The sequence below is a fragment of the Streptococcus sp. 1001283B150225_161107_H12 genome (assembly GCF_015552665.1).
GTDB lineage: Bacteria > Bacillota > Bacilli > Lactobacillales > Streptococcaceae > Streptococcus.
In genome coordinates this window covers 95,545-119,440 of record NZ_JADNFC010000003.1, presented here as the reverse complement: position 1 = coordinate 119,440, position 23,896 = coordinate 95,545, and the positions used below count along the sequence as shown (strand labels likewise).

Below are 23,896 nucleotides of genomic sequence, written 5' to 3'. Positions count from 1 at the left end.
TAGGATTCAATCATGTATAATCAAGAGAGAATAATTTTTGAGGAGAGAGGGGCATCCTTACCTTGCTGAAAAAAACATGGAATAGAGTGACGAGATTTAAATTAATAAAATCGGGGAAACATTGGATTCGAGTAGCCTGTTCGAATGCTTCTTTTTTGCGTGTTAAAAAAGAAATAGGTGTTTCCAATCATTCTAGTATGGATGCTCCAAGCTCCATAGCCTTAAAAGGCTTGATTGCTGCTGGATCCATTATGGGTGCGACGTCAATTGCGCATCCAACGGATGCTGATGAGCTAGCAGGTCCAACTTTACAGTCAGAAGTGGCTTCGGAAGTGGGTGTAGTAGGTAAGGATAGCTTGGTGTTGAGCAGTGTGGAACAGTCGTCCACGACCAGTCTGTCTACGAGCGAGTGGTCTCCATCAGAGTTACAGAGTGATTCGCTTTCTACTACATTATCTACGACGAGTTCAGCAGTGCCCTCTACTTCAATGGCGGAAGCTAGCGTCCTTTCAAATGGGGACCAAGAGTCTGTAGTCGTCTCAGATCCTGCTCAGGATAAACAGCTTCAACGTATAGCTCAAGACCTTTATTCTTATATAGAGCAAGCGAAAGAATTGAAGGATGGAGAGGGACTTGTGTTGGAAGCGGAAGAAGCTCTGGAGGGCATCCGCAACCAATTAGCCAATCCAGGTCAAGGAGGAGAGGCGACGCTTCTTCAGGCCAAGTCTGTTCGGAATCGCTTGGTCAATGCTGTGTTAAGAGAACAATCAGGGAAGAGAGATCCGCGTACAGGTAGTGCCTTAGAAGTGGACAGTGCTTTTCGTGCTCCTTTTGTCATGAGTGGTCCAGCAAATAATCATCTGATCACAGCTTATAATTCAGATCCGATTCGGTTGCAGTACATTGTGAGAGAGCAGAATGGTGGGGTCATTCTCACCTATATGGGTTATGCTCCCGACAGTGAACGGGTTGAGGGTGTTCTCGTTCCCAATGCAACCTTGAAATCACCTTTTGCTCCCATGTTGATCGAAGGGAAAGTCGGAGTCACAGAGGTTGTCGAACCCGGGAAGACGTATACGATAACCGTTCGATTTACCAATGCTAGAAATCAGTTTCTCGATCGTTCTTTCCGCATTAAAGTCTTGCCTCAAAATGATGGCATTCGGAACCCAATTGCTCCAGTGACTTCTAATACTCAGGTGACTGATTTGACCAATCTGACTGAGTCTGAAAAAGCGCAGGTTTGGGAAAAGTTCAAAGCGGCAAATCCACGTCTGCTAGCGTCTAAAGACTTTAAGAGCTATTCAGTCTCTGCAACTGGAGAAATCACGGTTGTCTTCAAGGATTTGACGTCTAATACTGTAAAGATACCTTTGACAGAGGATCCTCGCACGCAGTCGCTCTCAGTGAGTTATTCCCAGAGCGTATCTGAAGCGCAAAGTACTTCTCAAATGCGGTCACAATCGACCAAGTTATCAGAGTCTCTGTCTGAGAGCTATTCAGAATCGGAGAGTGCATCAACCTCACTCGCTGTTTCTCAAAGCATCTCGCTCTCTACAAGTCTCTCGGTATCAACAGCAGCATCTCAATCTTTGAGTGTTCTAGAATCAGAGAGCCTTTCGGAATCTGCTTCGGTTTCTGTTAGTGAGTCTAAATCAGTCAGTGCGGTGGTATCAGAGAGTCAGTCTGCATCAGTCAGCGAGTCGGAGTCATTAAGAATCTCTAAATCGATCAGTCAGTCTACTTCAGAAAGCACCTCCGAGTCGGTTTCAGGATCGTTGAGTACATCTGTTTCTACAAGCGAGTCTGTTTCGAGGTCTCAATCCGATTCGCTTAGTCAGTCTGCATCGGCAAGTGTTTCAGAGTCGGTTTCGGAATCGTTGAGTACCTCGGTTTCCGCGAGTGAGTCAGTTTTGACTTCTCAATCCGATTCGCTTAGTCAGTCTGCATCGGCAAGTGTTTTGGAAACCGTTTCAGAATTCTTGAGTACCTCGGTTTCTGCAAGTGAATCTGTTTTGACTTCTGAATCCGAGTCTGTAAGTCAATCGGTATCGGGAAGTTTTTCGGAATCAGTCTCAGACTCCTTGAGTGCTTCAGTTTCCGTAAGTGAGTCAGTATTGACATCTCAATCCGAATCTGTAAGTCAATCGGTATCGGCAAGTGTTTCGGAATCAGTCTCAGAATTCTTGAGTACCTCCGTTTCGACAAGTGATTCCGTTTTGACCTCTGTTTCCGAGTCTGTAAGTCAATCGGTATCAGAAAGTGTCACCGAGTCTGTTTCAGAATCTTTGAGTACTACATTCTCAGCAAATTACTCAGCCTCGACTTCTGAGTTGGAATCAGAATCCGTCTCTTTGAGTATCTCGGATTCTACAAGAGGATCAGTCTCAGCTTCCCAATCGCTTTCAACTAGCCAGTTGACCTCAGAAACCGAGTCCGTCTCCGAATTAATGAGTGCCTCAATTTCCGCAAGTGAATCTATATCAACTTCTCAATCTGAGTCGGTAAGGAATTCAGATTCTATCTCGAGTTCCTTGAGTCAATCTGCTCCATCAAGCGAGTCTGCCTCGACACCGGAGTCTAAGTCTGAGAGTCAGTCTGATTCAGTCAGTCTAACCGAGTCGTCATCGGGATCCCTGAGCGGTTCAATCTCAACAAGTGAACCCCTCTCAGAGTCCTCATTTGACTCGCAAAGTCACTCAGAGTCAATCAGTCATTCTCAGTCTCTTTCAAGGCTGGATTCAACAAGCGAAGTTCGGTCTGAGAGTGTTTCAGGATTACTCATCCAGTCCTTATCCAACAAAGAAAGCTCATCGGAAGCAGTTCTTCCGGCAACTGGGGAGAAGAAATCTACAGGATCAATCTTATTTGCTACTCTTGCATCTTTCATTGGGCTAGCTCTATTGGGGCGCCGTAAAAAAGAAGAGGAAGAATAATCCCGTATCGCTATGTGAAAACACCTATCTGGTATTTTGAGTGTCTACAAGAGAATCTCATTTTGAGATTCTTTTTTTCTGTTTTACCCTATTAGATTTCGCTGATTTTATCAAAAAATAATGAAAATACTTTCGAGGAGGAAATTTTTTGAAAATTGAATTGTTATTTACCTCAAATTACTTGAATATGTATAGTAATAATGTATAATATTTAATGACTATAAAGTTGAGGGGATATTCATGTTTTTTAAACGTTTGAATGGAAAAGTTAGGGAGATGGATCGAACGACTCGTTTCAAGTTAATCAAGTCTGGGAAGCACTGGGTTCGTTCAGAAAATTCTACCTTAGGTTTATTTAAAATTGTTCGTGGAGAAGTAGAAACAAGAGTTGTAACGAAGTCAGACAAGGAGCGGGATGGGATCCGTTCTACAAGTCAATTTGTACTGAAAGGCTTATTGGCGACGGGAGCAGCTGCTGGTGCTACCTCCATTATCAACACGGCTTTTGCGGATGAAGCAGGAACTGATGTGGTGACAACTTCTGAATTACAGAAAGAGACCTTAGCAGAGGCCAATAGCTTAGTGATTGGATCTGTTTCTGATGCCAGATCAATGTCAGAAGAAAGTCTTGAATCGACAAGTGCTTCAGTCTCTTTAAGCGAGCACGGTTCTGAGAGCCTTACTGTGGCTCTGAGCGAATCTGCTTCAGAAGCTACGACGACATCAGAGTCAAGCGTGGAAACGACCGAAAGGGTTCTAGGTGAAACGGATAAGGTTGGTCTAGAACAGAATCTGTCAGAAGCGACCTTGTTGACCCAAATGGCCGAAAACTATGCCTCAAACCTTACAAATGCGGATCAAAAAGCAGCTCTTTCAGCTGCTATCGCTAAGGTGCAAACCGACTTGTCAACCAGTACTCAGTTGCTTCATGAAAATGTTGCGACGCAAGCATATGTGGAGCAGCGTCAACGGTTAAATGAGTCTGTTGACGAGCTGATGCTTGCTCTGAAAGCAGCAGGTTTTGTGGGGAATAGCAGTGTAAACGGCAAACCTGCCATTGCAGCTCAGTTGGCACCGATTTATGAAACCGTTACAGACTCTAAAGAGTTGTCCAATATTACTCCTAATTTGGATGATCGAAATGGAGCTAGCGTAAAAGACCTTGCTTTGGAATATGAAGACATAGAAAAGGATCCGCATTTAGATAAATCTGTAATAAATCTCGATCCTGCGACTCTTAAGTCTCTGTCTGAGAACCATGATGTGACACGTTATACCTTTGCTATTTGGGATTTCGTTAATCGAGTGAAACCGGATCCTCTGGATTATTATGCAACCTTATCCGTCGATCGTAGCTCGATTGGTTCAACTACTCCTAAAGGTGTCGACGTATACTTCCGCTTGGTTAAAAAGTCTAGTGGTACGGAGGTTTATGCTCAAACAGTTAAAGCAAATAGTGTAGTTGAATTTGATTTACCAAAGGAATTAGTTGGTTCAGATACAAACCGCCAATACAGGGTCTTTTACTCAATTTATGATGATGGGAAACCTGGAGTTATACGGATGCAAAGTGTAAGTTACCAGACTCCTAAATTTATGATTCAACAGCTTTATGATGTGCTAGAACCTAAAAATGTAGGTCTTTATGCACCATCGACAGTAGCATCCATTGTTCCATCACGAAGTGCTGAACATGTCACCTATTATAAGCTCATTGACGACAAAGGACAATTCTCGCGAGGAGCTTATGTTCCAACTGGCAGGGAAACTGTTTTGGCCTCTTATGCCCAGGTTGGTATTGAAGGCCAAGAGTACACAGCTTCAGCTGCTCGACAATTGGATGGTTTTGTTCAAGTTCCACTAGTAGACTATCATCAGAATAAAATGTCTGGCGTCTTTGATCTTAGGAAGGTTGGAGAACAGAATGTAGATACTTATTTGGGAGGGGCAAGAGACCATTATATTAAGCTTGTCCGTGAAGTGACAAGTCCAAATGGTGATTTCACCTTAAAATACTATGTCTTGGATCCTTCCAAACAGAGAAATTACCGGAAAGGTGATAACGGTACAGTATTTGACCTTGCAAATTATACCTTAGTCTATGAAAAGGCCTTTAGAAATGATCATTGGAATGAAACCTTTGAAAATCTTGAGACGCGAGAGGTAAAAAGCAAGAAAGAGGATTATTCTCTTACAGTCACTCCCGATTTTTCAGATGGAAAAAACTTTAAGTTAAAAATCTCAGGTTGGTTCTCCTTGACAGAGAAGGTGAGCTATACGGATGAAAAAACGGGTAAGGAATATTCTTTCCGTAAACCATATACTTCCGCCCCAGAAAATCAAGCACAGCTTAGTGGTAGCCATATTGTGGGTGACGATGCCTCCCTTCAAGGTGCTGACGGATTTTCTAAGTTTTATCATACGGTTTCGACCAGGGTTAGCTACTGGCCATTAAAGAGTGTGAATTACTATTACCGAAGAATGACTCCTTCTGAATTGAGTTCTCAATCATTCATTTATTCAGCTTCTCATTCGATGTCAACACAAGATAGTCTTTCATACTCAGAAAGCAACTCACAGGTAGTTGCTTCAGAGTCTCAATCTCTGTCTGTAGCTGTTTCTCTGTGGGATAGTCAATCAACGTCCTTATCTGAGTCGATGTCAAGTAGTGACTCGGTATCAGATAGTTTTTCTATTTCACAGGAACTCGAATCTCAATCGCTATCTTCTTCTCAGTCTAATTTGCAGAATGATTCGGAGGTCTCAGCTTCAGTATCGGTAAGTAGCTCTCTATCTGCTTCAGAGAAGTCAGCATCCAAATCATTAAGTGGTTCCTTGTCTGTATCGGAGTCGATTTCTTCCGCTTCGACAAGTGCTTCGGTCTCAGCCTCAGAGGTATCCGTTTCGGCTTCAGCAAGCAGTTCATTGTCAGTTTCAGAGAAATCCGCTTCTGAATCCTTGAGTGGATCGCTGTCTGTATCAGAGTCAATTGTTTCCACTTCAGCAAGTAGTTCGTTGTCAGCTTCAGAGAAATCCGCTTCTGAATCCTTAAGTGGCTCCTTGTCTGTATCAGAGTCAATTGCATCAACGTCAGCAAGTGCTTCAGTATCAGCTTCAGAGGTATCCGTTTCAGCATCAACAAGTAGTTCGTTGTCAGTCTCAGAGAAGTCATCTTCTGAATCAGTAAGCGAATCCTTGTCTGTATCAGAATCGATTTCTTCCGCTTCGACAAGCGCATCGTTATCAGCCTCAGAGAAATCAGCATCCGAATCCTTAAGTGGTTCCTTGTCTGTATCAGAGTCGGTTGTTTCTACTTCAGCAAGTAGCTCGTTGTCAGCTTCAGAGAAATCCGTGTCTGAATCCTTAAGTGGTTCCCTGTCTGTATCAGAGTCGATTTCTTCCGCTTCGACAAGTGCATCGTTATCAGCCTCAGAGGTATCCGTTTCGGCTTCAGCAAGCAGTTCTTTATCTGCTTCAGAGAAGTCAGCATCCAAATCATTAAGTGGTTCCTTGTCTGTATCAGAGTCAATTGCATCAACGTCAGCAAGTACTTCAGAATCTGTAGCTCGTATGAAATCTTCTGAACTTCAATCCGCTTCAGTATCTGAGTTGATTTCGGAATCAACTAGCGTGTCAACTTCATCATCGATAAGTGCTTCAGAAGCAAGTACGTCGATTTCGGCAAGTGTATCAGAATCAGTCTTAACTTCTGAATCAGTTTCAAGTAGCGCATCAGAATCTGTCTTGAGTTCCGAGTCCGTTTCAGTAAGTAGATCTGAATCAATCTCAAGTAAACAAGCATCTAAGTTAGCGTCTTCTTCGGTCTCTGAGTCAGTTTCAACGAGTGCTTCAAAAACTAGTGCGTCAGTTTCAGCAAGCGCGTCAGAATCAGTCTTGAATTCAACATCCGTTTCAACAAGTGCATCTGAGTCAGTCTCAACTAGCACTTCAGAATCTGTAGCTCGTATGGAATCTTCTGAACTTCAATCTGTCTCAGTGTCTGAGTTGACTTCGAAATCAACAAGCGTTTCAGCTTCGGCTTTGACAAGTGTGTCAGAATCAAGTGCATCAGTTTCAGCCAGCGCATCCGAATCGGAATTGAAGTCTAAGTCTATTTCAATCAGTACATCTAATTCTATCTTGAGTTCAGCATCCGTTTCAACAAGTGCATCTGAGTCAACCTCAAGCCAGCTAGCATCTGAGTTGGAGTCTGTTTCCATCTCGGTAAGTAGTTCGTTATCAGCATCGGAAGTATCCGTTTCGGCTTCAGCAAGCACATCCGAATCTACTTCAAACAAACAAGCTTCTGAGCTTCAGTCTGCCTCAGTGTCTGAGTTGACTTCTGAATCAATCAGCGTTTCCGTTTCAACATCGACAAGTGCGTCAGCCAGCGTATCTGAATTGGTCTTGAATTCAGCGTCTGTTTCAGAAAGTGCATCCGAATCTGCTTCTCGCAAGCAAGCCTCTGAGTTAGAGTCAACATCAACATCTGATTCAGTTTCAACCAGCACATCAGAATCTGAAGCTCAAATGGAATCTTCTGAGCTTCAGTCTACATCTGTATCTGAGTTGAGTTCGGAATCCGCTAGCGTGTCAACTTCAGCATCTACAAGAGTGTCAGAATTAAGTGCATCGATTTCAGCAAGTGCCTCTGAATCTGCTTCTCGCAAGCAAGCCTCTGAGTTAGAGTCGACATCAACATCAGAGTCAGTTTCAACCAGCACATCAGAATCTGTAGCTCGTATGAAATCTTCTGAACTTCAATCCGCTTCAGTATCTGAGTTGATTTCGGAATCAACTAGCGTGTCAACTTCATCATCGATAAGTGCTTCAGAAGCAAGTACGTCGATTTCGGCAAGCGTGTCAGAATCAGTCCTGAATTCAACATCCGTTTCAATTAGTACATCCGAATCTGCTTCTCTCAAGCAAGCCTCTGAGTTAGAGTCGACATCAACATCTGATTCAGTGTCAACTAGTGAGTCTGTATCAGTAAGTAGTTCAGAGTCTGTTTTGAATTCTGCATCTGTTTCAGCAAGCACATCAGAATCTGAAGCTCAAATGGAATCTTCTGAGCTTCAGTCTACATCTGTATCTGAGTTGAGTTCGGAATCCGCTAGCGTGTCAACTTCAGCATCTACAAGAGTGTCAGAATTAAGTGCATCGATTTCAGCAAGTGCCTCTGAATCTGCTTCTCTCAAGCAAGCCTCTGAGTTAGAGTCGACATCAACATCAGAGTCAGTTTCAACCAGCACATCAGAATCTGTAGCTCGTATGGAATCTTCTGAACTTCAATCTGCCTCAGTGTCTGAGTTGACTTCTGAATCAATCAGCATTTCCGTTTCAACATCAACATCTGATTCAGTGTCAACTAGTGAGTCTGTATCAGTAAGTAGTTCAGAGTCTGTTTTGAATTCTGCATCAGTTTCAGCGTCAGCAAGCGTATCAGAATCGGTCTTGAATTCAACATCAGTTTCAGAAAGTGCATCCGAATCGGCTTCTCGCAAGCAAGCCTCTAAATTGGCTTCGACCTCTGAGTCAGTTTCAGCAAGAGCTTCAGAATCTATCTTGAGTTTTGAGTCTGTTTCAATCAGTGCCTCTGAATCTGCTTCAAACAAACAAGCCTCTGAATTGGCATCCGCTTCAATCTCAGAGTCAGTTTCAACCAGCACATCCGAATCTGTAGCTCGTATGGAATCTTCTGAACTTCAATCTGCCTCAGTGTCTGAGTTGACTTCAGCATCCGTTTCCGCGTCAGCAAGCGCATCAAAATCAATCTGGAATTCAGCGTCTGTTTCAGCCCGCGCATCCGAATCTGCTTCAAACAAACAAACCTCTGAATTGGCTTCAGCATCGCATCAAACGAGTGCTTCTGATCAGTCTTCGACTTCTACAGATAGATCGACTTCGTCTACTCATTCTATGTCACAGGCATCAAATTGGTCATCCGCTTCTGCCTTGGCTTCAAATGCAGTAAACGAATCTACAGTGGTGTACGGGTCTGCTTCGGCGAGTCTTCAGGAGCCAGCGAGCACACTTGTTTCATTAAAAGCAAGCCAGCTCTCCTCAGAATCGACTTCTCTTTCAACGAGTCGTTCTACCTCTAGCTCGGCAAGCCAATCCCATTCACAAAGTCAAGCGACTCCTCAGATGAGCTCCTCTGGCGAGAAATCGGCTGCTTCTGTCTCTGAAGCAAAATCGACGTCGGACTCTCTAGGAGTGACGTCACGTGAGCTGTTCATCACGCTTGTAGTAGCTTTCTTTGCAGGCTTGGCCTCATTTTTCCATCGTAAAAAGTAAATACAATCATCTTTCTTAAATTGAAAATTTGCTTCTTTCGATTCTTCTGATATACCGGCAGATCCATGAGTGGATTTGTCGGTTTTCTTTGAGAATGTCGGGTGAAAAGCCTAGTGAAATATGGTATAATGAATGGAGAAAAGCTAGATGAATAGTGGTTCTTCAGATCATCTTCTGAAGAACTTTTTTTCTCTTATAGATCAGAGATCGTTTAGGTGAGATGGTCAAATTTGATGAGAGGACTTAGTTAGGATAAGCATTCGAAAGAAGGGGGAGTAGAAGAGCAGGATATGATGAAACAATCTGGAGTTAGGAAACGATTATTTTGGACAATCCTATTCGTTTTTGTTTATGTTTTAGGAAGTAAAATCACCTTGCCCTTTGTAGACCTAGCGAAGGTTCTAAATGTGAATGAAGGTGCTGCAAGGGGTCTGGAGTTGACGAGTGCTATCATGGGTGGGAACCTTCGTGGCATGTCCATCTTCGCTCTTGGACTTTCTCCCTGGATGTCTTCCATGATTTTGTGGCGGTTGTTTACGGTATCTAAACGTCATAACCTGGAGAGGACCAGTTCGGAGCTTGTGGAACGACGGAAGATGTACCTGACACTTGCTTTAGCTCTTGTTCAATCCTTGGCTATCTCCCTTTATCTCCCCTTACAAACAGATCTGAGCCCCCTTCTAGTTGTCTCGCTCAATGCCTTGATAATGATTGCAGGAACATTTTTCTTGGTCTGGTTAGCTGATTTAAATACGGCCCTAGGCTTGGGGAATTCTATTGTCATCATGATGGCGGGGATGCTCCTATACTTGCCAGAGGATGTCCTTGGAACCTTGTCAAAGAGTGGGGGTTCAGCATACAGCCTCCTGTTTTTAGTACCTCTCTTGTTAGCATTTATTTTCATGGTCGTATGCATCGAGTATGCTCGCTATCGGATCCCTGTGAATAAGCTGGGGATTCATAATAGTTTGAAACCTCACACCTTTTTAGAGGTTAAGCTCAATCCAGCTGGAGGCATGCCCTTTATGTATGCCATGACCTTGGTTTCTATCCCGCAGTATGTCTTTTTGCTGGTCCAAGCTATCAATCCCCGTGCGTCATGGGCTGCCAGTATCGCAAAAGAGTTGGTAATAGGAGCGCCAGCTTGGATCCTGCTCTACGGTCTGATGATAGCAATTTTGTCTTTTGCTTTTGCCTTTGTGACGGTCAATGGGGAAGAAATTGCCGACAAGATGATGAAAAACTCAGAGTATATTGATTTCGTTTATCCTGGTGAAGAGACACGTCGGTACATCAATCGAATCGTCTTTCGTCTAACAGTTTTTGGGACACTTTATTTAATTCTGTTTACAGTTTTGCCTTTCCTTCTTCTGCTCTGGGACAGAGGACTTCTGCGTTTGGCCATGATTCCAGGGAGTTTTCTCATGTTTGTGGGGATGATGTCGACCATCCGAGAGGAAGTTCGAGCCCTTCGCGTGAACCAAGGCTACACAAGATTGTTTTAGGAGTTGTTATGTATTACTTTATACCAGCCTGGTATGGCAGTGAGCGGATTTGGAACAGTAGGGTGACGCCTTGGTATTGGACGCAAGCTACGATTGAATTTGATGAGACTATTCACCAGCTTCGCGTCTTCCAGGAAGCGGGAGTGGAGCGGAAATTAGTGATTCCGCACTATTGCCCGCAATTGCGTTACGACCTCCATCGGCAAGATTTGTTGGAAACAGACTATCTGTCGATTTTTGATCACATTCAGGGGATTTCCCCTCATCAAGAGATGCTTCCGATTCAGGTCGAGGATTTGGAATGGCCTGCTCACACAAGCTTTACTTATACGCCTTTTCAAATAGTGGCGTTCTGTCGCGGCCAGGAGATTGCTAGTATCGATCTGGGAGTAGACGGGAATATCCTCTCAGTGAGACGGGTAAAGGATAAGGAAACGGTTTATGTACAGTATCTGGATGACCGAGGCTTTATTTCCAGTGTTATTTACTACAAAGAGGGAAGTCCGTATTTTCAAGACTATCTAAACCCCGAAGGTGACTGGGTATTGAGAGAGTTGTTAACAGATGCTAGCCACATGGTCTTTGTCAATGAAGCCTTTCAGAAGCAGTTTAAACGAGAAACCTACCCGGACATGGGAGAAGTGGTTGCTGAAAAATTGAAAGCCAACCTAGGAGACCTGGTTCCGGGTCAAGATTGTCTGGTGATTACAGCCCATCCGGTCAATCTACCCTTTGTCCAACAAGTGGGACTAGGTGTTTCAAAGGTTCTTTCTTTTTATGGGCAACGCCAGCCCTTATCTCAAGAAGATTCATCGCTTCATTTTTCTTTAAAAGAGGTTGACTTGGTGATAACGGATAGTGAAAAAACGAAACAGGACTTGCTTGATCTTGCTCCAAGTCTTGCTTCTAAGATCCATCGCCTGACGTCCTTTGATTCACGGCTGAGATTGGGAAGCAGTCAGGAGAGGAAGGAGTCGAAAATCTTTTTCCACCTGGATGAAAAGGATCTCCCCTCTCAATCCGTTTTACAGAAAATGTTTGAAATCTTAGCGAAAAATCCCTTGTTTGAGGTCATTTTCGCGATTTACAATGCTTCTGATGAAACCGTAGCGGCACTGGATCATCACTTAGAAGACTTGGCTAGCAAGATGGGGATAGCTTCTCTAGGTGTTCAGGTTGATTCTCGAGAACTGGGAGAAAACCACCTCCTCGAAGATGCCTCTCTCTTTGAAAAGAAGCAAGATCGTTATAAGGTTCGAAATTTCTTTAACGAGAATGATATCATCAAAGAATTAGAACAGACTCGCTTAATAGTAGACGTAAGTGAGGAACCCAATCTGTATACACAAATTGCAGGCATTTCGGCAGGAATTCCTCAGATCAATCGTACCCATACGGAGTATGTAGACCATTTAAAAAATGGATATGTCTTGGGGGATATGGGGGAAGAACTAGAAACAGCGGTAGACTATTTCCTTAGAGATCTGAAACCGTGGAATGAAGCGCTGATTTATTCTGTCGAAAAGATCCAAGAATACACAGGCCAGCGCTTGATCGCCAAATGGGAAGGATGGATGAAAAACTAGGATGGACAGGAAGTTGGAAACAGGCCATATTCTTCAAATTGGACCTACAAATTGGCAGGAAGAAGTGACAATTCCAGAAGGTCTGAACTGGCATTATTTTTCTATCCAAACCCCTCTACAGATAGAGGACTACATGGCGGAGCAAGGCATCAAGCAGTTTAAGGCCTTGGTGCTGGATCATCCTGAGAGGTTATTGAGCTTCAAAGAAGAGCTGGGTCTCTTTCAGCCCTACACTGTTTTTTATGATCAAGTATATGATCAAGAGTCAGTTACAGAAGAACTGGATCATTTGATGCACCTAGTTCAGGCTAAGGCTTGGGATTTTTCCGATAAGGCTCCCTTTCTCTATCAACTTCATCGTTTCCTTTATGACGGCCAGTATGGGGATGCTTTTAGTATCAGAGAGTTACGAGTTAGAGCTGACTTTGCAGGCAGTCAAACGGTCAGAGGGAAACACTTTTTGGAGTTAGAGGGTTCATATGGAGAAGAATATACTCCCATAGCCCAGTGGGTCAACACCTATTCATATGATGGGGGCCTTCCTAGGGACCTATGGCTAGAGTACGAGAAAACGCCAGACTGCCAGATCCAGTTGCGGGTCCAATTTTTCCAGAGTGGGACCTTGGGATCTTTAGTGAAGGAGCTTGTTTATTCAGAAGCAGATTTGGAAAGGCCGGTTCTGATTGACGAGCCAGATCGTTATTACCTATCCTTTTCACTAGAAGCGAAGGGCCAGGGGCGACTCATAATCGGTGCTTTGCACAAGCGCTTCTCCCATGGTCCTTTTGGAGAAATTGCTCTTGGTTCGCAGACTCTCAGAGACAGCAAGCGTCAGGAAATTTTTGCTTATTTCCATCCAGGAGACCTGAAGCCACCTCTGAATGTCTATTTCTCCGGTTATCGTCCTGCAGAGGGCTTTGAAGGCTTTGCCATGATGAAAAATATGGGAGCGCCCTTTATTCTCTTTTCGGATCCACGTCTAGAGGGGGGATGCTTCTATCTAGGCTCTCCGGAGTTGGAAAAGAAGATTCAGGATTTTATCGATCACCATCTTCAATCCTTAGGATTTGGTCCCAAAGAATTGAACTTTTCAGGTCTATCGATGGGCACTTATGGAGCTCTCTACTATGGATCCTCTTACTCACCTCATGCGATCTTGGTTGGGAAACCGATTGTCAACCTTGGGGATGTAGCTACCAATCTGAAGTTTAAACGGCCAGATGAATTTGGAACCTCGCTCGATATGATGCAATTGCTTCTTGGTCGAGTGTCAAGTGAAGGGATAGAGGCCTTGAACAAGCGTTTTTGGGATCGATTCCATCAGGCAGAGTTAAAGGATACCCTCTTAGCCTTGGCTTATATGAGGGACGATGACTACGACCAGAAGGCTTATTCGGATATTTTAGAAGCTCTTTATCACCAGCCTATTCGGATCATTAGTTCAAGTCGCCCGGGTCGCCACAATGATGCAACGGAGTCTATCATCGAGTGGTTCTTGACCCAATACAAAGAAATCATGGAAAGAGATTTTGGAAGAAGTGGATGATTAGGATGAGAAAGCAAAAAGATCGTCACCTTTATTGGGGGCCGATCTCTTCAGTTGATTATTTATGGGGGTCTGTGATAGAAAGATTAGCAGAAGATCAGATTCGATTTACGAATCCTTTGATGCCTTCTGGTCAAGTCTTAAAAAGTTGGAAATCCCTCACAAGCTATGGGGAGGATCGGATGGCACCCAGTCTGCCACTTTTACAGAGAGGCCGGACCTATGTAGTTGAAGTTCAGATGACTTCTAGGCCTGCTCATACGGTTATGCTAGAAGTTGTTTGCCAGGATCGTTTTGGCAAGATAGTGGACCGGCAGGTCAGTACAGAAGGGCAAGTTAAGTTGGTATATCCAGAGCAAGCCTATTCTTACCAGGTGCGTCTCCTCAGTGCAGGGATGCAAGAGTTTACCTTTCGCTATTTCACAATTTCACCGATTTCGTCTGAACAATGAGTTATTCTGATATAGATCAAGCAGATGGATAGTAAATGAGGACCCAGTGGATTCTATAAAATTGAAAAAAATAAAAAAGATCTTAAATGAGGTGAATAGCTGGAAAGATCGGATGTCCCAGTTGACAGACCAGCAGTTACAAGAAAAGACAGAGGAATTCCGCCGTCGTTTCCGACAAGGAGAGTCACTAGACGATTTGCTAGCAGAAGCTTATGCAGTCGTGAGAGAAGTCTCTCAGAGAGTCTTGGGGATGTTTCCTTACGATGTTCAAGTCATGGGAGCGATCGTCCTCCACCAAGGAAATATTGCAGAGATGGAAACCGGGGAAGGAAAGACCCTAACGGCAACCATGCCCGCCTACCTGAATGCAATAGAAGGGAAGGGGGTTATGGTGATTACCCCCAATACTTACCTGGCAACTCGTGATGCGGAAGAAATGGGTAAGATTTATCGTTTTCTAGGTTTGACAGTTGGAGTTCCACTTCAAGATACTGAGGGCGAACTCTCCCCAGCTAAGAAGCGGTCGCTCTATCAATCTGACATTGTTTATACCACCAATAGCAGCTTGGGCTTTGATTATCTTTCAGAAAATTTAACCGCCTCTGTTGATGGCCAATTCCTGGCAAATTTAAACTATGCGATTGTAGATGAAATCGATTCTATCTTATTGGATAGTGCTCAGACACCCTTAGTGATTTCGGGCTCTCCTCGCGTGCAGTCCAATCTATATGGGATTGTAGACACCTTGATCCGAACCTTCAAAGAAGGTGAAGAGTACAAGGCCGACGGGGACAAGAAACAGGTGTGGTTGACCCCAAAAGGTGTAAAAGCAGCCGAGGCTTTTCTATCCCTGCAGCATTTGTATGATCCTGAGCACCGTGATCTTGTCCGCCATATTAGTCTGGCTTTACAAGCACATCAACACTATAAAAGGGACAAGGACTATGTCGTCCGTTCGAATAAAAAAGGAGAACAGGAGCTTGTCCTTTTGGATCAAGCAACGGGGCGTCTTATGGAATTGACTCGTCTTCAAGGGGGACTTCATCAGGCTCTTGAAGCCAAGGAAGGACTTTCCTTGACACCAGAGACACGGGCCATGGCTTCGATTACTTACCAAAATTTATTCAAGATGTTTCAAAAACTTGGCGGTATGACGGGAACCGGGAAGGTTGCAGAAGCTGAATTTTTGGAGACCTATGCCATGTCAGTGGTTCAGATCCCAAACAATCGAAAACGAATTAGGCAGGATCTTCCAGATGAGATCTACCAGACCTTGCCAGAAAAAGTCTATGCTTCTATGGCCTACATAAAAGAAGTCCATGCAAAGGGAAACCCGATTTTGATCTTTGCCGGTTCGGTTGAGATGTCTGTCTTGTATTCAAACCTTCTCCTTCGTGAAGGAATTCCCCATAATCTGTTGAATGCCAATAAGGCTTCTCGTGAAGCGCAGATTATTGCTGAATCTGGGCAAAAAGGTGCAGTGACCGTTGCGACCTCGATGGCAGGACGGGGGACAGATATCAAATTAGGGCAGGGTGTAGCTGCCTTAGGTGGTTTGGTTGTCGTCGGGACGGAGCGGATGATGAATCGCCGGATAGATCTCCAGATTCGAGGACGATCAGGACGTCAAGGAGATCCTGGAAAAACCAAGTTTTTTGTCTCTCTGGAGGATGATTTAATCAAACACTGGGGGCCAAACTGGATCCAAGATAGGTATCAAGATTACGACGTAGAGGATCGACTTCGAAAAGCCAAACCTCTAACCCGGAGGAAATACCAACGCATCGTCGCTCAAGCTCAGGATGCGAGTGAAAGTGCTGCGCAAGCTAGTCGTCGCTTGACCTTGGAGTTCGCAGAGAGTATGAACATTCAACGCGATTTGGTTTATAAGGAACGGGATCGGTTGATCAGGCTGGACAGGCGTTTGGATGGACTGATCGAGAAAATTGCTCGGGAAGTGTTTGCCCAAGTGGCTAAAAATAAGAAGTATCAAGACCCGATTGCCTTCTATCACTATATTTTAGATCATATCAGTTATCAGGTTAATCCTGCTCAGATTCATCAAGCCTTTCCTTCCAAGCAGGCAAAAGAGGATTTCCTCTGGGAGCTAGCCCGCTCGGAGTTGCTTGCTAAATATCAAAGGCTGGAATCCGATGAGGTAATTGCTCAGTTTCAACGGATGGTGCTCTTAAAAGCTATTGATGAAAATTGGGTGGAACAAGTGGATTATTTGCAACAATTACGTGTGGCCTTGTCTGGTCAATACGCCAGTCAAAAGAATCCACTGGTCGAATTTTACCAAGAAGCCTCTTTATCTTTTGATCGGATGAAGGCTTTGGCAAAAGAGCAGATGGTTCGCAATCTCTTACTCAGTCGAGTAGAAATCAATACAAAAGGGGAAATTGTCCTGTATTTCCCATAAAAGAGGATTTATGACAGTATACAATATCAATCTTGGGATTGGATGGGCCAGTAGTGGCGTCGAGTATGCACAAGCCTATCGGGCCAAGTTGCTAAGACAGATCCAAGAACCTGCAAAATTTATTTTTATGGATATGATATTAGCAGACAATATTCAACACCTAACAGAGAATATTGGATTTAAAGACCATGAAATCATATGGTTCTACACCCATTTTACGGATATCAAAATTGCGCCAACCACTTATACGGTGGATCAAGTCCTGGCTGGGTTCGCTGGGAAGCCAACGCGAGAAGAGACCACGGGGAAGGTGAAGCGCTATTTCTATGAAGACCAAGACAGTTTTTTGACCTGCTATCTTCGGGACGAAAAGAGTCCTTATGTAGAGCGCTGTGAGTATGTTTCCAGAGGGATTCTAGTCAGAAAAGACTATTTTTCCTATACTCGCTACTGTACAGAGTACTTTATCCCCAAAAATAATCAAGCCAACTTGATTGAACGACGTTTCTACAATGAAGATGGAAGTGTGGCCTATCGGATGCAGTTGGCAGATGGTCAGGAGATTTACCGTTTTCCAGATCGTTATCTCTTCGGTCGGCAGGAATTGATTCGCTACTTTATGCAAAGTCTCAACTTGACCAAACAAGATCTGGTGATTTTGGATCGGGAGACTGACATCGGCCAACCTATTTTTGAAGAGGCCCAAAAAGCTCGTCTAGGAGTCGTGGTCCATGCGGAGCACTATAGTGTCAATCATACCGATGATCAATATATTTTGTGGAACAATTATTACGATTACCAATTTACTAATGCGGACAAGGTGGACTTCTTTATTGTCGCAACCGATCGCCAAAAGGAAGTTTTAGCAGCGCAGTTCGCCAAATATACCCCTCATGCTCCTGTTATTTACACCATTCCGGTAGGAAGTCTCGCCAGTCTACCGCAAAACGACTCTCGTAAACCTTTTTCTCTGATGACTGCTTCGCGTCTGGCGACAGAAAAACACATCGACTGGTTAGTTCGAGCAGTTGTCGAAGCAAAAAAAGAGCTACCGTCCCTTTCTTTTGATATTTATGGAAAAGGCGGAGAGGAAGGTAAGTTGCAATCACTGATTGAAGAGTTAGGAGCGACGGACTATATCCAGCTCAAAGGCCATAGGGACTTGACCGATATTTACAAAGATTATGAAGTCTACCTTTCGGCTTCTACCAGTGAAGGCTTTGGCCTGACCTTGATGGAGGCGATTGGTTCTGGTCTTCCGATCATTGGCTTTGATGTGCCTTATGGCAATCAGAACTTTGTTAGAGATGGGGAAAATGGCTACCTGCTTCCGACTGAACCAGACCAGGTTGTGGACAGGATAGCGAGGTCCTTTGCTGAAATGATCTGCTTGCTATACCAGAGCCAAAAGATGCCATCCATGCGTCAAGCATCTTATGCGCGTGCAGAAGATTTTCTAACCAGTAAGGTTGAAAAAGCTTGGTCTCAATTGATTGAGGAGGTGACCCATGCTGAACGTATTTGATCGGTTTTCGCGTGAAAGCCAAGATCTGCTCTATTCTTTACAAAGAGCAGGTTACACGCATCCAACGATCGTCTTGGAACCGAATGGCTTTTTACCTGATGGAGTAGAGTCGCCCTTTCTTTACTTTTTAGGTCAACCGACAGGTGAAAAACGGGGGCGTTTCTTTAACGAAATTTTAGTCCCTGATTTTTGGGAAATCACTGGTGATGCATCTGGTGGACGGATTTCCTACTACGGCCAAGAAAAAGCACGCATCTATTACCAAGATGCTACTCATAAACGAATCGTCGAACGGGTAGAGTGGTTCCATCAAGAGGGACAAGTAAGCACAGTGGATCACTATGATCAGTACGGTCGAAAAATAGCGGTGACCACTTGTGATGGCCAGGGCAATCCCTTGTTAACCACCTACTTTGAAGAAGAGATGGAACGCCTAACAGAAAATCATCAAACAGGTGATCTGATTTTGACGCTGGATCATGAGCCCATGCGGATTTTCAAAAATCGACTAGCTTTCTACGTCTTTTATGTCCAATACCGAGGATTTGCTCTAGATCAAGTGCTCTTTAATACGCTGGCTCAGTCTTTTGCTTTGAGTTTGCAACTTGGCAAAATGGGACTGGTAGGCCGGGATGTCTTGGTTTGGCAAGAGCCATTACAGGATAGTCTGCCAGGCAATATGCAACTGATCCTCAATAGTCCAGAGATACGGACGAAGAAGATTTTCATCCCTCAAAGGGAGACCTATCGCCGTGCCCTAGAGTTGGTATCACCAGAGCAAAAGGATTGTTTTGCCCCTCTTGGTTATATCTATGATTTTGCTGTCAAAGACGATATTCGCAAGGATGCTTTTGTATTAACAAATTCAGATCAGATTGAAGCCTTGCCTTATTTGTTAGAGCACTTACCGGATGTGACCTTCCGAATTGCTGCTGTGACAGAAATGTCACCGGAACTCATGTCTCTGGTCCGCTACCCCAATTTGGTCTTGTATCAGAATATTAGCCAGAAACGGATCAAGGAGCTTCTTCACCAGTCCAGTATCTATCTAGATATCAATCATTTTGGGGAGGTACAGGGCATTGTTCGTAAGGCCTTTGAGCACCAACAGCTGATCCTAGGCTTTGAGCAGACCTTACATGACCCGCCTTATCTTGCTCAAGAAAATGTCTTTAGGCAAGGAGAAAAAGACGAACTCGTGGCACGCATCAAAGAAGTTTATCAATCAATAGAGAACTACCGACACGCAGTTTCAAATCAAATTGCTCAATCTAACGCAATCGAACAGGAAGAGTTCCGTTCGAGATTCCAGGAAGGGATAGGTAATAGAGATGCCTGATCAGAAGAAGGACTTGTTCTATAAAGAAGTAGAAGGACGGATGAATGCGCTGAAGCGACGATCCGCAGAAAAAGAAAAAGCAACGCGCTCAGAAAACGTCAACCTGACTTTAAATGTCGTCATCGGCCTCGTTATCTTGTTGGGGGTGCTGCTCACCCTTTTCCGAGTGTTTGGAGGCTAAGATGGAAATGCTATTTGTGGTACTGATTTTTCTTCTATCGATTAGTCTAATCTTGTTGGTGATGTTTCAACCTCGTCAACAACAATCGCTGTCAACAGATGCGACCAGTAACTTAGGGAAGCCAAGCTATTGGCTAGCCCGTCGAGGGATCAAGCTAGCGACGCTGATTGTTAGTGTCCTCTTCTTTTTAACCTTGTTTATCTATCTGCTCCTTTCACGGGTTTAGAAGGGTAGGAAGGACCTTTTTCTTGAAGTAGCGACTTTGAATAGGAGCAGAAGTGGGATCGTCATGTCTCAATCTTTTCTTCCTGGTGATAACTATTTTTTATGGAAGGTATATGAAATATATATTTTTCAAGCTTCCATTTCTATGATAGACTAAGTGTCACCAAGAGAAAAAGAGGTACATTTATGACAACATTCCAGATTCATACAGTTGAGACAGCACCAGAAGAGGTAAAAGAGGTTCTTGAAACCGTCCAAAAAGATAATAACGGCTACATTCCGAATCTCATCGGTCTTTTAGCAAATGCACCGACAGCTTTGGAAGCTTATTGTACAGTCGGTGCGATTAACCGCCGCAACAGTTTGACACCAGTTGAACGTGAAGTGGTCCAAATCACTGCAGCGGTGACCAATGGTTGTGCCTTCTGTGTGGCAGGTCATACAGCCTTTTCGATCAAGCAAATCCAAATGAACGATGACCTTCTTCAAGCCCTTCGCAATCGTACTCCAATCGAAACTGATCCGAAGTTGGACACCTTGGCTAAATTCACCCTAGCAGTGATCAATACCAAGGGGCGCGTTGGAGATGAAGCCTTAGCTGAATTTTTGGAAGCAGGTTATAGTCACCAAAATGCTTTGGATGTGGTGCTAGGTGTGAGTCTAGCTAGCCTCTGTAACTATGCCAATAACCTAGCCAACACACCCATCAACCCAGAATTGCAACCCTACGCGTAACCAAAAAAGCTTGTGCGTGACATGATGGAGTTGAGCTTAACAATAAGGAAATGAGAAGTAGCTTTTATACCTACTTCTTTTTTTGATATGCTTCCTTCTCTTTTATGGTATACTGAAAGCGATAAAATGATTGGAGATCAAGATGAAAAAGATTCCTTTAGCATTTTCAGGCTGCCTGTTAGGTTTAGCAGGGGCTGGAAACCTTCTGTCTGATACCTTCCCAGTTCTGGCTCATTTCTTCAGTTTGACGGGTTTGATCCTATGGGTTTTCTTTTTATGTCACCATCTGATTTACTGGTCAGAAACCAAGATCGAACTACAAGAGCCGGCCCTTCTATCTGGGATGGCGACCTTCCCCATGGCTGGGATGATTCTATCGACTTATCTCTTACGACTCTTTCCGACATTTGGAGGACTCGCCCAGGCAGTTTGGTGGACTGCTTTCCTCTTAGATTGTGGCTTGATCTTCTACTTTACCAAGACCCATATATTGGCAAAACCGAGAGCCAATGCCACCCCTAGTTGGACCGTTCTTTATGTGGGGATTGCTGTTGCTGCCTTGACCTACCCAGTGGTAGGGGTGGTTGAGCTAGCCTATCTGACTCTCGGATTTGGCTTTGTCTTAACCTTGATTCTTTACCCACTAATCTATCAGGGGTTGAAAACCAGCCCTTTACCGAGCCACTTATTAGGGCAAGAAGGCATCTATTGTGCCCCCTTTTCTCTTCTGTTAGCGGCCCTGGTTCGTGTGGGTGGAGCCAGTCTACCTGTTTGGCTGTTATCCATCATGGTCGGACTCTCGCAAGCTTTTTATTTCTTCGTTTTAACGCGTCTGCCTAAGATGTTAAAAGAGGGCTTTCAACCAGCCTTTTCAGCCTTAACCTTCCCAACGGTCATCACAGCTACTTCCCTGAAAATGGCCCAAGGCCTATTGCACAGTTCTCTGTTAAGGCCCCTTGTCTGGTTAGAAACCATTCTGTGTCTAGCCATTCTTGTGTCTGTGCTTGTAGGCTTTGTGACTTACAGAAAAGGGGAGAACGAGTATTCCAATAGAAACTAGAGGTCAGAGACGGTTGTCTCGACCTTTTTTGGTTTACTTTCTAATTGAATCCTAGGAATGATTATGGTAAGATGCAATAAATCATTTTTAATCTCCTTCGAAAGGAATGTATGAAATTTATAAAGACAAAGGCCAAGCTCTTTTATCCACTTTTACTACTGGTTTTCTATATCTTGGTTCGGCCACAATTTCGCGAGTTGGCCCAACTAGTCAGCAACCAAGTCGGCCAAGCCCTTAGCTATTTTTGGACCCTTCTCTTTTTAGAGGCAGGTTATTTGATGCTTGTTTTTTCATTGGTAAAGAAGTATAGTCCACGTACGGTCTTTCAGTGGGCGAAGAAGAAACAATTCCTTCCCGCTATCTACGCAACTATATTCTCCAGCTGTGCCATCTACTGGCTGGACTATTTTCTCAGTGGGTTCACCAAAGGACGTCAAGCTATTTATCACTCTTTTCCGGTAACCTTGGAAGCCTTAGGCTCTCTCATCCTTTTTGTCCTAGTGGTCATCATCCGACCGATGACCGTGGAATTGATCTTTCGTGGAGCACTCGTCCAAGCCTATTTTAAAAAATGGCCCTTCTATGCAAGTGTATGGGCGCCAGCTCTTATCTATAGTGGACTTCAATTACTTCACCATCCTTTTACTGTTTTGAGTTTTTTGATCTATACCATCCCCGCCCTGATGTTTGGATTATTGAATGAAAAGACGGGCTCCTTGTATTATCCTATCCTTGCTCATATCGGGCTGAACTTCATTTATAGCTTACCCATCATCTTATCAACCATCCAGCATCTCTTCTCCTAGTCGTTGTGACGGCACTGGTGGAGGCTTCAAACCAAGGGCCAGAAGGTCGTTGGTTTTTTTTGAAATTATGGTATAATAGAATAAATTTAAAAGAGGGAGTGGGAGTTTGAGAAAAAGCTATCGTGTCAAGCGAGAAAAAGATTTCAATGCCATTTTTAAAAGCGGCAAGAATTGTGCAAATAGAAAATTTGTCATCTACCGTTTGCCACAAGAGCAGCCCCATTTCCGTGTCGGCTTATCCGTGAGTAAAAAACTAGGAAATGCTGTGACACGCAACCGAATCAAGCGCTTGATTCGTCATGTTTTAATGAAGCACCAGGATCATCTTGTGGCAGATGATTTTGTTGTGATTGCTCGAAAGGGAGTTGAAGAACTGGATTTTGATCAGGTCGAAAAAAATCTAGTCCATGTATTAAAATTAGCGCAAGTCTATCGTCAGGAAAGGTAATTACGTGAAAAAGAAACTAAAAGTAGCTAGCTTACTCGGAGGGGCCCTCCTTTTATTAACAGCCTGTGGAACGTCTGAAGTGACTTCCCAATCATCAGGAGTTTGGGAAAAATTCGTTTACTTCTTTGCAGAAGTCATTCGTTTCCTTTCTATTGGGGGAAACATCGGAGTCGGGATTATCCTCTTCACTCTCTTGATTCGGACCATTCTCTTGCCAGTTTTCCAATACCAAATGACCTCCTCGCGCAAAATGCAGGAGATTCAGCCACTTGTAAAAGAAATCCAGGCCAAGTATCCTGGGAAGGATTTGGAAAGCCGCACTCGCATGTCAGAAGAAATGCGGGCCCTCTACAAAGAAAAAGGTGTCAAGACTTCCTCTGCCTTCTTGCCATTGCTTGTACAAATGCCAGTCTTGATGGCCTTGTTCCAAGCCTTGAGTCGGGTAGAATTCCTAAAAGTCGGTCATTTTCTTTGGTTGGATATGAGCGCAACAGACCCAACCTTTATTTTGCCAGTTTTGGCAGCCGTCTTCACCTTCTTTAGCACCTGGTTGAGCAACAAAGCCATGCCAGAAAAAAATGGTGGAATGACAGCCATGATGTATGCGATGCCCGTGATGATTTTCTTCTTCGCTATGTACTCAGCCAGCGGGGTTGCTCTCTACTGGGTAGTTTCCAATGCTTACCAAGTTGGGCAAACTTACCTATTGAACAATCCATTTAAGATTATTGCGGCGCGTGAAGCAGAGCAACAGGCAATCAAAGATCTAGAAAAACAAAAACGACGTGCATTTAACAAAGCACAGAAAAAGAAAAACTAAGAAGGAGTTTGAC

At 44.0% G+C, this 23,896-nt stretch carries 16 protein-coding genes; all 16 read left to right on the top strand.

What is annotated here, in order from left to right; translation table 11 throughout:
- The first annotated feature begins 86 nt into the window (after nt 1-86).
- The 16 genes from I2C87_RS05765 (at nt 87) to I2C87_RS05690 (ending at nt 23,883) form a co-directional block, all read left to right on the top strand.
- Entirely contained in the window at nt 87-2,936 is a 2,850-nt protein-coding gene (locus tag I2C87_RS05765) for an LPXTG cell wall anchor domain-containing protein (RefSeq protein WP_195324198.1), read from the top strand.
- A gap of 240 nt (nt 2,937-3,176) precedes the next feature.
- The gene (locus tag I2C87_RS05760; protein WP_195324279.1) at nt 3,177-9,233 is read left to right on the top strand and encodes an accessory Sec-dependent serine-rich glycoprotein adhesin; all 6,057 of its coding nucleotides are present in this window, start codon (nt 3,177-3,179) and stop codon (nt 9,231-9,233) included.
- A 290-nt stretch (nt 9,234-9,523) separates the two neighbouring features.
- Nucleotides 9,524-10,738 carry an accessory Sec system protein translocase subunit SecY2 gene (gene secY2 / locus I2C87_RS05755; protein ID WP_195324197.1) on the top strand — a complete coding sequence of 405 codons (1,215 nt, stop codon included), beginning with the start codon at nt 9,524-9,526 and terminating at the stop codon, nt 10,736-10,738.
- A gap of 8 nt (nt 10,739-10,746) precedes the next feature.
- The gene (gene asp1, locus I2C87_RS05750; protein WP_195324196.1) at nt 10,747-12,324 is read left to right on the top strand and encodes an accessory Sec system protein Asp1; all 1,578 of its coding nucleotides are present in this window, start codon (nt 10,747-10,749) and stop codon (nt 12,322-12,324) included.
- 1 nt (nt 12,325) lies between these two features.
- Nucleotides 12,326-13,870, top strand: a complete 1,545-nt coding sequence (asp2, locus tag I2C87_RS05745) for an accessory Sec system protein Asp2 (protein ID WP_195324195.1) — start codon at nt 12,326-12,328, stop codon at nt 13,868-13,870.
- Nucleotides 13,871-13,875: 5 nt separating this feature from the next.
- Complete coding sequence (asp3, locus tag I2C87_RS05740) at nt 13,876-14,322, top strand: accessory Sec system protein Asp3 (protein WP_229046241.1); 447 nt, start codon at nt 13,876-13,878, stop codon at nt 14,320-14,322.
- Between the two features lie 46 nt (nt 14,323-14,368).
- A complete protein-coding gene (gene secA2, locus I2C87_RS05735; RefSeq protein WP_195324194.1) occupies nt 14,369-16,744 on the top strand; it encodes an accessory Sec system translocase SecA2 in 2,376 nt (791 codons plus the stop codon).
- A 10-nt stretch (nt 16,745-16,754) separates the two neighbouring features.
- Entirely contained in the window at nt 16,755-18,269 is a 1,515-nt protein-coding gene (gene gtfA, locus I2C87_RS05730; RefSeq protein ID WP_195324193.1) for an accessory Sec system glycosyltransferase GtfA, read from the top strand.
- Entirely contained in the window at nt 18,253-19,608 is a 1,356-nt protein-coding gene (gene gtfB, locus I2C87_RS05725; RefSeq protein WP_048715683.1) for an accessory Sec system glycosylation chaperone GtfB, read from the top strand. The genes gtfA and gtfB overlap by 17 nt, the downstream gene beginning before the upstream one ends.
- A complete protein-coding gene (gene asp4 / locus I2C87_RS05720; protein ID WP_048715685.1) occupies nt 19,601-19,789 on the top strand; it encodes an accessory Sec system protein Asp4 in 189 nt (62 codons plus the stop codon). Before gtfB ends, asp4 begins: the two co-directional genes overlap by 8 nt.
- Before the next feature lies 1 nt (nt 19,790).
- Complete coding sequence (asp5, locus tag I2C87_RS05715) at nt 19,791-20,015, top strand: accessory Sec system protein Asp5 (protein WP_048715687.1); 225 nt, start codon at nt 19,791-19,793, stop codon at nt 20,013-20,015.
- A 185-nt stretch (nt 20,016-20,200) separates the two neighbouring features.
- Nucleotides 20,201-20,749 (top strand): carboxymuconolactone decarboxylase family protein, encoded by a 549-nt coding sequence (locus I2C87_RS05710; protein ID WP_195324192.1) that lies wholly within the window; start codon nt 20,201-20,203, stop codon nt 20,747-20,749.
- 142 nt (nt 20,750-20,891) lie between these two features.
- Nucleotides 20,892-21,809 carry a TDT family transporter gene (locus I2C87_RS05705; RefSeq protein WP_129822515.1) on the top strand — a complete coding sequence of 306 codons (918 nt, stop codon included), beginning with the start codon at nt 20,892-20,894 and terminating at the stop codon, nt 21,807-21,809.
- 110 nt (nt 21,810-21,919) lie between these two features.
- Nucleotides 21,920-22,615, top strand: coding sequence for a CPBP family intramembrane glutamic endopeptidase (locus I2C87_RS05700; protein WP_129822514.1), 696 nt, complete (start codon nt 21,920-21,922; stop codon nt 22,613-22,615).
- 106 nt (nt 22,616-22,721) lie between these two features.
- A complete protein-coding gene (rnpA, locus tag I2C87_RS05695; protein WP_048690882.1) occupies nt 22,722-23,063 on the top strand; it encodes a ribonuclease P protein component in 342 nt (113 codons plus the stop codon).
- A 4-nt stretch (nt 23,064-23,067) separates the two neighbouring features.
- Complete coding sequence (locus tag I2C87_RS05690; protein ID WP_048715693.1) at nt 23,068-23,883, top strand: YidC/Oxa1 family membrane protein insertase; 816 nt, start codon at nt 23,068-23,070, stop codon at nt 23,881-23,883.
- The last annotated feature ends 13 nt before the right edge of the window (nt 23,884-23,896 follow it).